This is a genomic window from Pseudomonas sp. SWRI51, assembly GCF_014268825.1.
Taxonomy (GTDB): Bacteria; Pseudomonadota; Gammaproteobacteria; order Pseudomonadales; family Pseudomonadaceae; genus Aquipseudomonas; species Aquipseudomonas farsensis.
The window spans coordinates 1-12162 of the sequence record NZ_JABWRG010000131.1 but is presented as its reverse complement, the minus strand read 5'-3'; the positions used below and the strand labels follow the sequence as shown (position 1 = coordinate 12162).

The following is a 12162-nucleotide window of genomic DNA, read 5'->3' as shown; positions in this document are numbered from 1 at the left end:
GGGCCGCATAGCGGCCCCGCCGAATCTTCATGAGGCGCAGATAATGGGGCCGCGTTGCGGCCCTTTCGCGACACAAGGCCGCTCCTACACTGACCGCGTAAACGTCGATGTAGTGGCAAGCCACACTCTGTGGAAGAGGACCCCAGGCATGGGGTACCTACACACCTTCTCGCCCGGGCATCTCTTCTTGTGGGAGCGGGCTTGCCCCGCGATGAGGCCGGTGCAGCCACAGCTCAAACCAGCTCACCCTCGACACGGTCCCGCCCCGCCTGCTTGGCGGCATAAACCCCGGCATCGGCGCGCAACAGCAATGCATCAGCGCCTTCCCCGCCCCGCCATCCGGCCACACCAAAACTGGCGGTAACCTGCCCAACCCCGTCCACCGGCGTGCCACGCACGCCCTGCCACAGCTCCAGTGCCAACATCCGCGCCTGTTCGGCATCACTCCCCGGGCACAGCACCATGAACTCCTCGCCGCCAAGCCGGCAGAACACATCGCTGCGCCGCAAACGGTGGCTGATACGCTCACACAAGCTGCGCAGCACCCGGTCGCCTACCGCATGGCCGAACTGGTCGTTTATGCGCTTGAAATGGTCAATGTCCAGCATGATCACCGCCAACTGCAGCCCCTCGCGGCGGGCGCGCTCCAGTTCGCTCCAAAGCCGATCCTGGAAGTAGCGGCGGTTGTAGATCCCCGTCAGCGCATCGGTGACCGACAACGCACGCAACTCCTCCTCCACACGCTTGAGGTCGGAAATATCCGTGAGGTAGCCGTGCCACAGCGTGCACTGCTGCTCGCCGACCTCCGGCGTGGCCTCCCCTCGCACCCAGCGCAGGCCGGCGCGCGGCAGGCACACGCGGAATTCCTCACGCCAAGACGTCAGGTGCTCGGCCGAGTAACGCACAGAGGCCCTTACCCGCTCCAGGTCCTCCGGGTGGATACGCTCGAAGGCTGGGGTGGCATCCTTGCGCAATACTGCCAGGTCCACCTCGTAGATATCGTTCAGGCCTTGGCTGGCATAGGGGAAACACGAATGTCCGTCGCTATCCACACGGTACTGATAGATGCCGCCTGGCACCTCGGCACTGAGTTTTTCCAGTAACCGGTCGCGCTCAGCCAACGCCTCATGGATACGCCGTCGCTCGGTGACATCAATGCAGATGGCCAGGTAACCCACCCACAGGCCCTGTTCGTCGAGCACGGCGGTCACCAGCATATTGGCCAGTAAATGGCTGCCATCCTTGCGTACCAGCGTCCAGTCCGCAGGCTGCGCCCCGGCCTCCTGGGCAGTCTCGACGAACATAGCCTGGCCAGCACCGATTTCGCGGCCATGGCGCACGCCGAGCGCGTGGCCGCGGCGGTGCAGCTCTTCGGACTGCACCAGGTCCTCAAGTGTGAGCTGGCCCAACGCTTCGGCCGCACCATAACCCAGCATGCGCTCGGCGCCTGCGTTGAACGTGGTGATGCTGCCCTTGAGGTCGGTGGCGATGATTGCCACTTGGGTGGCGGCATCGAGCACACTACGCAGTTGGTTGTGGGTGACGCGCAGCGACTGCTCGCTGACCCGAAGCTCAGCGGTACGCCTGGCCACCATTGCGAGCGCCCGCTGGCGCTGGCTGAACAAGCTGTACAGCAAGGCGGCCAGCATCACGCTCAACAGGCCGCCCAGCACGCCGACCACCTGCACCGCCGAGGACCGGTTGTCCGCCAGAAAACCCAGGCTAGGGCGGATATCGAGCTGAAAATGATGGTCGGCCAGGCGCAGTAACTGGCTGTTGACCAGCATCATCGGCGCAGGCTCGTTGCCAGAGTCGAACAACACCTCCTGGGTGCTGCCGCCAGATAAATCGTAAATGCGCACCACCAGGTTGTCGTCGGCTTCGGCCGGCAGGCTTTCGCCGATCAACTGGCTCAGGCTGAGCAAAGCCATCACATAGCCCCGCGGCGGCGCCCGGACAGCCGCGCCATCGGCAAATACCGGCGCTACCACCAGTAGCCCACGGCTGTAGTCCGGCTGCACACTGATCATGTCCAGCGGCGCCGACACCGCCATGCTCCCCGGGCTTACAGCCCGCGCCAGGGCCGCAGCGCGCAGCGGCTGGCCGTTCTGGTCAAAGCCGAACAACTGGCCGTGCTGGTTGACCGCCTGGGTGTAGAGAATCGGGTAGTACACATCGCGCGCAGGCGCGGCGTGCCACCCGGCCTGGGCATCGTGATCGAGAATGCGGTAAGGCTGCCCCAGGCGAACGCTGGCCATCCGTTCGAAGGCTTCGCGCTCGACGCCGGCCACACGTGGCGCCCACGAAAACGCCTGCGTGCGGCGCAGCAACGGGCGTGCGTAACCGTCGAATTCGGCTGGGGTGATGTCGGAGGAATAGCTGAAGAAACGCCGCAGCCCGTCCAGGCGCTGCTCCTGCTCCTCGAACCGCTCAGCGATGCGGCTGTAGCGCTCGCTGGCCAGCAGTTCGAAGCGCTGGTGCAGTTGCTGCTTGTAGAACGCCTGGGTGGCGAGCGCCAGGGCCCCGGTGAGCACGCCACCGGCAACCAGGGCAGTCAGCGCCACGCCCAGGGCGGAGAGTTCCTCGGCGAACAGGCCGGACAGCTTTGCAGGTACTTTCCACATAGAGGACTCTCAGCGACTACAGCTTCAGCGTCCTGCGAATGGTCAATGCCTGCATGCTTTATAGCTAAAGGCCAGCATTCACGCCAGCCCCCAGTTCAGTCAGCGCAGACGCAATTGCCAGGCACGGTGGATGCGATTGTTGCGGGCAAAATCCGGGTCCAGGGTTTGCGCGCTGATTTCCTCAACCGCATACCGCGTGGCCAGGTGCTCATCAAGCTGGAACTTGCGGAAGTTGTTGGAGAAATACAGCACACCACCGGGCGCCAGTCGCGCCATGGCCAGGTCGAGCAGTTCGACATGGTCACGCTGCACATCGAAAACCCCTTCCATGCGCTTGGAGTTGGAGAAGGTCGGCGGGTCGATGAAAATCAGCTCGTAGGTGCCTTGGGCGTTACGCAGCCAGTCCATCACATCACCCTGCTCCAGGCGGTTACGCTCGGAGAAGCCGTTCAGCGACAGGTTGCGCCGCGCCCAGTCCAGGTAGGTCTTCGACAGGTCGACACTGGTGGTGCTGCGTGCACCGCCCTTGGCGGCATGCACACTGACCGTTGCGGTATAGCAGAACAGGTTGAGGAAGTTCTTGCCGGCCGCTTCACGCTGGATGCGCATACGCATCGGGCGGTGATCAAGGAACAGCCCGGTGTCCAGGTAGTCGGTGAGGTTGACCAGCAGCTTGACGCCGCCTTCGTTGACTTCCTGGAAGCGCCCTTCGGTGGCCTGGCGCTCGTACTGGCGGGTGCCGCTCTGGCGCTCGCGGCGCTTGAGCACCACTCTTTTGGGGTCAACGCCCAACGCCTGGGGAATGGCCGACAGCGCATCGATCAGGCGCACCTGGGCTTTTTCCGGGTCGATCGAGCGTGGCGCTGCGTATTCCTGCACATGCACCCAGTCGTGGTAAAGGTCGACGGCCAGGGCGTACTCGGGCATATCGGCATCGTAGACGCGATAGCAATCGACTTTTTCGCGGCGGGCCCACTTGCCCAACTGCTTGAAGTTTTTCTGCAGGCGGTTGGCGAACATCTGCGCGCCTTCGGACAGGCGGGCAGATTCGCTGGCTACAGCCACCGGGCTGCGCGGCTCGTGGCTGTCGGCGTCGGTGTTATCGGCGCCAGCCTGGCGCCGCTCGCCAGTGACGAACTGATCAGGCTGAACCTTGAACAGCAGCAGCTTGCACGGCAGCGCGCCGTTCCAGAATGCGTACTGCTTGTGGCTGCGAATGCCCATGCGCTTGCCCAGCTCAGGCGCGCCGGTGAACACCGCCGCCTCCCAGCCCATGCATGCCTGGCGCAGGCGTTCGCCGAGGTTCTGGTAAAGGTACAGCAGGCTGGCTTCATCACCCAGGCGCTCGCCGTAAGGCGGGTTGCTGATGACCAGGCCTTTCTGGTTCTGGTCCGGGCGTGGCTCGAAGCTTGCCACCTCGCCTTGGTAGATCTTCACCCAGTCGCCCAGGCCGGCACGCTCGACGTTGTTGCGCCCCGGCTGGATCAGCCGCGGGTCGGCCTCGTAGCCGCGAATCCACAGCGGCGGCTTGGCCAGGCCTGCCTGGGCGCGTGCCAGGGCCTCGTCGTGCAGCTTGCGCCACAACGCCGGCACATGGCCAAGCCAGGCGCTGAAACCCCAGCGCTCACGCTTGAGGTTGGGTGCAATGTCAGCGGCGATCATCGCCGCCTCTACCAGGAAAGTACCCACACCGCACATCGGGTCAGCCAGTGCACCGCCTTCAGCGGCGATGCGCGGCCAGCCGGAACGGATCAGTACGGCCGCTGCAAGGTTTTCTTTCAGCGGCGCGGCGCCCTGCTGCAGGCGGTAGCCGCGCTGGTGCAGGCTGTGGCCAGACAAGTCGAGGGACAGGATCGCCTCGCCACGGTCCAGGCGCAGGTGCACGCGCAGGTCAGGGTCGAGCTTGTCCACCGAGGGGCGCAGGCCTTCGCGGTTGCGCAACTTGTCGACGATGGCGTCCTTGACCTTGAGCGCACCGAAGTGGGTGTTGTCGATACCCGAGCCATGGCCACTGAATTCCACCGCCAGGGTGCCGTCGGCAAGCAGGTGGTCGGCCCAGTCCACGGCGTTGACGCCGTCGTACAGGTCGTCAGCGTTCTTCATGGAGAAGCGCTTGAGCACCAGCAATACGCGGTTGGCCAGGCGCGACCACAGGCACAGGCGGTAGGCGGTTTCCATGTCGGCCTCGCCGCGGATGGCCGAGGTGTGTTCACGCACCTCGTCCAGGCCCAGGTTGCGGGCTTCCTCGGCAAGCAGGCCTTCCAGGCCTTTGGGGCAGGTGAGATATAGTTCGAAACGGTCCGACATGGTTGATCCAGAGCCTTTGGCTAGGTAAATGGCACGCCGACGCATCGGCTGCCGCTGTTTGCCCACACGCTTTTTGTGAAGCGTGCGGGTGGCCGGCGAAGACGTTCGCTTGGGCCTGGCCGCCCGACTGACGTAGCAACTGCCGGTTGGCAAGAGGCTTGGATCGTCGGGCAGTGTGAAAATTTCATCGACAGAGGGCCTGGATGTGACCCTTCGTCGCGTTAGCAGATGTTACAGGCTTCAGCCAGCAACACTGGCTAAATGATTTCAAACGCCGACCAAACCCTGATCATAGCGGGCTTGTAGGCAATTACGGTTGAGTCGCATTTATTTACTTATCCCTTCACCTTCAGAAACGTTACGTCCTTATGACAAAACGATCATTCACACTGTCACCCGCATTGGTTAGAACTGGTCTCAGGCCGCTTCGCAACGAGGTGGCACTTTTAGCCCGCCACGCCGGCAGCGGGCGCAACCGGCAGAACGATTCTGCCCGGCCTCGTAGAGGCCGACGGGACATTACAGTCAACAAGTGAGGGCAACACCCTATGAGAAGACTTAAGCGTGATCCGTTGGAAAGAGCATTTTCACGTGGCTACCAGTATGGAGTCACCGGCAAATCCCGCGAACTTTGCCCATTCACCTTGCCATCTGTCCGCCAAGCCTGGATCAACGGCTGGCGCGAAGGCCGCGGCGATAACTGGGACGGTATGACTGGTACCGCTGGTATTCACAGACTCAACGAAAATCACGCCGTTGGCTGAACGAGGACACTGAATTCGAGTCACCATGCACGCCCCATCCGGGCGGCGGGCTGCGGCCCAAGGGGTCCCAAAGGGGGCCCCTTTTTTATGCCTGTCGATTTCTGACAGCTCAGCGCGGCATCGCTGCAATTGCATCTACCGCCTCACGGATCAGCGCCGGGCCTTTATAAATGAAGCCCGAGTAGATCTGCACCAGGCTTGCGCCAGCGGCGATTTTCTCAGCCGCATGACGCCCCTCGGTAATGCCGCCTGCGGCGATGATTGGCAACTTGCCACCCAGCTCACCCGCCAGCACCTTCACGGTGTGGGTGCTTTTTTGCAGCACCGGCGCACCTGACAGGCCACCCGCCTCACCGCCAAACGGCAAGCCCTCGACCCCTTCCCGGCTCAGCGTGGTATTGGTGGCAATGACCGCATCCATGCCCGACTGCATCAGCGCGGCGGCCACCAGCGCGGTTTCTTCATCGCTCATGTCTGGCGCGATCTTGATCGCCAGCGGCACGCGCTTGCCATGGGCGGTGGCCAGTTGCTCACGGCGCTCAGCCAACACATCGAGCAGTTGCTTGAGCGAATCGCCAAATTGCAGCGAGCGCAAGCCAGGGGTGTTGGGCGAGCTGACGTTGACGGTAATGTAGCTTGCGTCGTTGTAGACCTTCTCCAGGCAGATCAGGTAGTCGTCCTGGGCGCGCTCGACCGGGGTATCGAAGTTCTTGCCAATGTTGATGCCCAGCACCCCGGTGTAGCGCGCCGCCCGAACCCGCGCCAGCAGGTGATCGACACCCAGGTTGTTGAAACCCATGCGGTTGATGATCGCCGTGGCTTCAGGCAAGCGGAACAACCGTGGCTTGGGGTTGCCCGGCTGCGGGCGCGGGGTGATGGTGCCGATCTCGACGAAGCCGAAGCCCAGTTGCGCAAAGCCGTCGATGGCCGCGCCATTTTTATCCAGGCCTGCGGCCAGGCCCACTGGGTTTGCGAAGTTCAAGCCCATCACCGTCACCGGCAACGCCGCAGGTTGCTTGCACAGCATGCCATTGAGGCCCATGCGGCCTCCGGCGCCGATCAGGTCCAGCGACAGGTCGTGGGAGGTTTCCGGGGAGAGCTTGAACAGCAGTTGGCGGGCCAGGTTATACATGGGCGGGCGGACTCGCGGTGTGTGAGGGTGGCGATTATAGCCAGCGCATCGCCTCGGTGACAGGGCAATGGCACATGGGTTGCTTCGCAAGGCCTATGTTGCCCTTTCCGAACACCTGAGGTTCCTTGTGAATACTGCCCTCCCGACATCACCGCTGGCCTGGGTCAACGGCAGCGACGCGCCGGAAAAAACCAGCCTGAACCTGGGTTTCATGGCCTTGAGCGACTGCGCATCGGTTGTGGTCGCCGCCACCCAGGGCTTTGCCCAGCAGCAAGGCCTGACCCTGAACCTGCGCCGCCAGGCCTCGTGGGCGGGCCTGCGCGACAAGCTGGTGAGCGGCGAACTCGATGGCGCCCATTGCCTGTACGGGCTGGTCTACGCCGTGCATCTGGGTGTGGGCGGCGGGCCGGCCAGTGACATGGCCGTGCTCATGGGCCTGAACCAGAACGCCCAGGCGATCAATCTGTCGCCTGCGCTGCAGCGCAAGGGCGTGACCAGCCCTGAGGCGTTGGCACAATTGGTGCACCAAGGTGGCGCACGGCTGACCTTCGCCCAGACCTTCCCCACCGGCACCCATGCCATGTGGCTCAACTACTGGCTGGCCAGCCAAGGCATTCACCCGCTACGCGACATCAACAGCGTGGTGGTGCCGCCGGCGCAGATGGTTGCGCACATGCAGGCTGGGCGCATCGACGGCTTTTGCGTGGGCGAGCCATGGTCGGCAACGGCCATCGCCCAAGGCCAGGGCTTTACCCTGGCAACCAGCCAGTCGGTGTGGCCGGACCACCCCGAGAAGGTGTTGGCCTGCGCCCGTGGCTTTGTCGAGCAGTACCCCAACAGCGCACGGGCGCTGATCAAGGCCGTGCTTGCCGCCAGCCGCTTTATCGAGAGCAGCGTCGAGAACCGCCGCAGCACCGCGCAGTTGCTCAGCGCCAGCGCCTACCTGGACACCCCGCCAGGCAACATCGAACCGCGCCTGCTGGGCGACTACCATGATGGCCTGGGCAACCATTGGCAGGACTCGCACCCGCTGCGCCTGTTCGATGATGGCCGGGCCAACCTGCCTTATCTGTCCGACGGCATGTGGTTCATGACTCAGTTCCGCCGCTGGGGCGTTCTGCGCGACGACCCGGACTACCTGGGGGTCGCCAGCCAGGTGCAGCAACTGGGCCTGTACCGCGAGGCCGCCGAGGCGCTTGGCGTTGCCTGCCCGCAGCAGGCGATGCGCAGCAGCTTGCTGATCGACGGTGGCCGCTGGGACGGCAGCGCCCCCCATGCCTACGCGCGCAGCTTCAGCTTGCATGCGCTGGACGCGGCGCCTTGCGCCCGCGTCGGCTACTGAGGGGGTGCCATGCTGCGTATCTTGCTGATCGACGACACCGAAAAGAAAGTCGGCCGCCTCAAGGCTGCGCTGATGGAGTCAGGCTTCGAGGTCATCGAAGCGCCAAGCCTGACCATCGACCTGCCGGCTTGCGTCGAAACGGTGCACCCGGATGTAGTGCTGATTGATACCGAGTCACCGGGGCGTGATGTGATGGAACAGGTGGTCATGGTCAGCCGTGACCAGCCACGGCCAATCGTGCTGTTTACCGACGAGCATGATCCGGGGGTGATGCGCCAGGCGATCCAGGCAGGGGTCAGCGCTTATATAGTCGAAGGCATCCATGCAGCCCGCCTGCAGCCGATTCTGGATGTGGCCATGGCCCGCTTCGAGAGCGACCAGGCACTTAAGGCCCAGTTGGTTGCCCGCGACCAGCAACTGGCCGAGCGCAAACGCATCGAACAGGCCAAGGGCATGCTGATGAAAATGAAAGACTGTAACGAGGAACAGGCCTACACCCTCATGCGCCGCCAGGCCATGAGCCGCCAGCAGAAGCTGATCCAAGTGGCCGAGCAGATCATTGCCATGTCGGAGCTGCTTGGGCCTTGAGGCACGGGAGCCTGTAGGAGCGGCCTTGTGTCGCGAAAGGGGTGCAAAGCGCCCCTAGGTTTTCTGAGCTGATACAGAAATCGGCGGGGCCGCTCTGCGGCCCTTTCGCGACACAAGGCCGCTCCTACACGGGCAACCCTGCGTTGCAGCTTCAAGCCTGTGGAACTGGCCCGGCTCTTGCTCACTTAAACTCCAGGTAGCCAACGGCGGTTGCCACACACTCCCGACAAAGACGTCGCTCCCCCTCCACAGCCGTGGACCGGGTAGCGGCGTCTTTTTCGTTTCCGCCCCTGTGCAGCACGCCGAACGAGGTGTTCGATGAATACGAGCTTCTGGAAATCCGGGCATGTGCCCACGCTGTTTGCCGCCTTCCTGTATTTCGACCTGAGCTTCATGGTCTGGTATCTACTGGGCCCCATGGCGGTGCAGATCGCCGCCGACCTGCAACTCACCGCCCAGCAACGGGGCCTGATGGTCGCAACGCCGATTCTGGCAGGCGCGATCCTGCGTTTTGTCATGGGCCTGCTGGTCGACCGGCTGTCGCCAAAAACCGCCGGCCTGATTGGCCAAGTGATCGTCATCATCGCGCTGGCCTGCGCCTGGCACCTAGGCGTACACAGCTACGAACAGGCCCTGCTGCTGGGGGTGTTCCTCGGCGTCGCCGGCGCCTCGTTCGCCGTATCGCTGCCCCTGGCATCGCAGTGGTACCCGCCGCAGCACCAAGGCAAGGCCATGGGCATCGCCGGTGCCGGCAACTCAGGCACGGTGTTCGCCGCGCTGCTGGCCCCGGTTCTGGCGGCAAGCTTTGGCTGGAACAACGTGTTCGGCTTTGCCGTGCTGCCTTTGCTGCTGACCCTGCTGGTGTTTGCCCTGCTGGCGCGCAACGCACCACAACGGCCAAAACCAAAAGCGATGGCCGACTACCTGAAGGCCCTCGGCGACCGCGACAGTTGGTGGTTCATGTTCTTCTACAGCGTCACCTTCGGCGGCTTTATTGGCCTGGCCAGCGCCCTGCCCGGCTACTTCAGTGACCAGTACGCCCTGAGCCCGGTCACCGCCGGCTACTACACCGCCGCCTGCGTATTCGCCGGCAGCCTGATGCGCCCCCTGGGCGGCGCGCTGGCGGACCGCTTCGGCGGCATCCGCACGCTGCTGGCCATGTACACCGTTGCGGCCATCTGCATCGCCGCAGTCGGCTTCAACCTGCCCAGCGCAGCAGCGGCCCTGGCCCTGTTCGTCAGCGCCATGCTCGGGCTGGGTGCCGGCAACGGCGCGGTATTCCAACTGGTGCCACAGCGCTTTCGCCAGGAGATTGGCGTAATGACCGGGTTGATCGGCATGGCCGGCGGCATCGGCGGCTTCGTGCTGGCCGCAGGGCTGGGCACCATCAAGCAACACACCGGTGATTACCAGTTGGCGCTGTGGTTGTTCGCAAGCCTCGGCGTGCTGGCCTGGTTTGGCCTGCACGGGGTCAAACAACGCTGGCGCACCACCTGGGGCTCGGCGGCGGTGACCGCGGCGCGAGTATGAGCCTGCGCCTGAGCTTTGCCCAGGCCAGTGCCACCGGGCCACGCGATGAAAACCAGGACGCCCTGCGGCTGGTCACGCCCGCGCCGGAGCTTGCGGCCAGTAAAGGCTACCTGTTTGCCCTGGCTGACGGCGTCAGCCAGTGTGCCGACGGCGGCCTGGCCGCACGTGCCAGCTTGCAGGCATTGGCCATGGACTACTACGCCACCCCGGCGACCTGGGGCGTTGCTCAGGCCTTGGACAAACTTCTATTGGCGCAAAACCGCTGGTTGCGCGCCCAAGGCAGCGGCCAGCCACTGCTGACCACACTCAGCGCCCTGGTATTACGTGGCCGACGCTTCACCTTGGCCCACGTTGGCGATTGCCGGGTGTACCGCTGGTACGCCGGGCGCCTGCAATGCCTGAGCGAAGACCATGTGTGGGACCAGCCCGGCATGCAGCACGTGCTCAAGCGCGCGCTTGGCCTGGACCAGCACCTGCTGGTCGACTACCTGGATGGCGAGCTGCAGCAAGGCGAATGTTATCTGCTGCTTAGCGATGGGGTGTGGGCAAGCCTGGGCGATCTGGGCATCCAGTCCATCCTGCGCGAACAGCCCAACCTGCAGGATGCCGTCGACACGCTGGTGGCCACCGCCCACCACCACGGCAGCCAGGACAACGCCAGCGCGCTGCTGGTACACGTCGATGGCCTGGGCGCCAGCAACCTTGGCGATGCCCTGGCGCAGTTGCAACACTGGCCGCTGCCGGGGCCTCTACGCGAAGGCCAGGTGATCGATGGCTGGGCCGTGGGAGGCATCGTGGCGCAAAGCAGGCAGTCGCTGCTGTACCGGGTACAGGACGCCCACGGCCAGAACTGGCTACTCAAGACCTTGCCCCATCCGCGCGACCAGGAACCAGGCGCAGCCCAGGCGTTGCTGCAGGAGGAATGGTTTTTGCGCCGGGTCGCGGGCCGGCATTTTCCTGAAGTTCACCCTGCCAGCGAGCGCCAGCACCTGTATTACCTGATGCGCGAATACTCCGGCAGCACCTTGGCCGGCCAGGCGCCGCTTGCGCTCGCGCGCTGGCTGGAGATCGCCCGCCAGCTGTTGCAGGCGGTAGGCGTGCTGCATCGCCGCAACCTGCTGCACCGCGACATCAAGCCTGAGAACCTGCACCTGGGCAGCGATGGCCAGTTGCGCTTACTGGACTTCGGGCTGGCCTACTGCCCGGGGCTTAGCGAAGACCAACCGAATGCGTTGCCGGGCACCCCTTCCTACATAGCGCCGGAGGCGTTCGACGGGGCGGCGCCCGCTGCGCGCCAGGACTTGTATGCGGTGGGCGTGACCTTGTATTACCTGCTGACCGGCCATTACCCCTATGGCGAAGTGGAGGCGTTCCAGCGGCCGCGGTTCGGCCAACCGGTCAACCCGGCCCGGTATCGCCCTGACTTGCCGGAATGGTTGCAGCGCAATCTGCAACAAGCGGTGGCGGCGGACCCGGCGCAGCGGTTTGAAACGGCTGAGCAGTGGCTGCTGTTGCTGGAGCGCGGTGATCGCCAGGAAATGGCCGAGCGGCCACGGCCGTTGCTTGAGCGAGAGCCGTTGAAGGTTTGGCAGACAGTGGGGTTGGTTTCGTTGCTGATGAACCTGATTTTGCTGCTGGTGCTGCTCAAGCATTGAGTAGAAGTGCGGTGCGCCCTTTCGCCGCGGCGCCCATCCCGGGTCTTGATGGGGCCCAGATCTGCGCAGGCTTGTTGCGGCTTCATCGCAGGCTGTCGCCAGCTCCCACAGAGCTCGCCCATTCCATATCGATGCCGTCTACTCGGTCAGTGTAGGAGCGGCCTTGTGTCGCGAAAGGGCTGCGAAGCAGCCCCAGCGATTCTGGTGGGTGCACAGATCC

At 64.2% G+C, this 12162-nt stretch carries 8 protein-coding genes; 5 read left to right on the top strand and 3 right to left on the bottom strand.

The genetic code is table 11. The features are described from left to right. Positions 1 to 233 precede the first annotated feature (233 nt). Together HU720_RS22700 and rlmKL are read right to left on the bottom strand one after the other, a co-directional pair. Entirely contained in the window at positions 234 to 2624 is a 2391-nt protein-coding gene (locus tag HU720_RS22700) for a diguanylate cyclase (RefSeq protein ID WP_186523157.1), read from the bottom strand. A gap of 99 nt (positions 2625 to 2723) precedes the next feature. After that, the gene (rlmKL, locus tag HU720_RS22695; protein ID WP_186523148.1) at positions 2724 to 4931 is read right to left on the bottom strand and encodes a bifunctional 23S rRNA (guanine(2069)-N(7))-methyltransferase RlmK/23S rRNA (guanine(2445)-N(2))-methyltransferase RlmL; all 2208 of its coding nucleotides are present in this window, start codon (positions 4929 to 4931) and stop codon (positions 2724 to 2726) included. A 548-nt stretch (positions 4932 to 5479) separates the two neighbouring features. On the opposite strand from rlmKL, the gene rmf reads away from it, so the two are divergent. After that, complete coding sequence (rmf, locus tag HU720_RS22690; protein ID WP_023533691.1) at positions 5480 to 5695, top strand: ribosome modulation factor; 216 nt, start codon at positions 5480 to 5482, stop codon at positions 5693 to 5695. Positions 5696 to 5804: 109 nt separating this feature from the next. Here the strand turns inward: rmf and HU720_RS22685 are convergent, their stop codons facing one another. Further along, positions 5805 to 6827 carry a quinone-dependent dihydroorotate dehydrogenase gene (locus tag HU720_RS22685; protein ID WP_186523137.1) on the bottom strand — a complete coding sequence of 341 codons (1023 nt, stop codon included), beginning with the start codon at positions 6825 to 6827 and terminating at the stop codon, positions 5805 to 5807. Between the two features lie 127 nt (positions 6828 to 6954). On the opposite strand from HU720_RS22685, the gene HU720_RS22680 reads away from it, so the two are divergent. The 4 genes from HU720_RS22680 (at position 6955) to HU720_RS22665 (ending at position 11942) form a co-directional block, all read left to right on the top strand. After that, positions 6955 to 8169, top strand: coding sequence for a CmpA/NrtA family ABC transporter substrate-binding protein (locus HU720_RS22680; protein ID WP_346656608.1), 1215 nt, complete (start codon positions 6955 to 6957; stop codon positions 8167 to 8169). 9 nt (positions 8170 to 8178) lie between these two features. Beyond that, the gene (locus tag HU720_RS22675) at positions 8179 to 8757 is read left to right on the top strand and encodes an ANTAR domain-containing protein (protein ID WP_186523133.1); all 579 of its coding nucleotides are present in this window, start codon (positions 8179 to 8181) and stop codon (positions 8755 to 8757) included. Positions 8758 to 9075: 318 nt separating this feature from the next. Then, positions 9076 to 10287, top strand: a complete 1212-nt coding sequence (locus HU720_RS22670; protein WP_186523131.1) for a nitrate/nitrite transporter — start codon at positions 9076 to 9078, stop codon at positions 10285 to 10287. After that, complete coding sequence (locus HU720_RS22665) at positions 10284 to 11942, top strand: bifunctional protein-serine/threonine kinase/phosphatase (protein ID WP_186523130.1); 1659 nt, start codon at positions 10284 to 10286, stop codon at positions 11940 to 11942. The genes HU720_RS22670 and HU720_RS22665 overlap by 4 nt, the downstream gene beginning before the upstream one ends. Positions 11943 to 12162 lie beyond the last annotated feature (220 nt).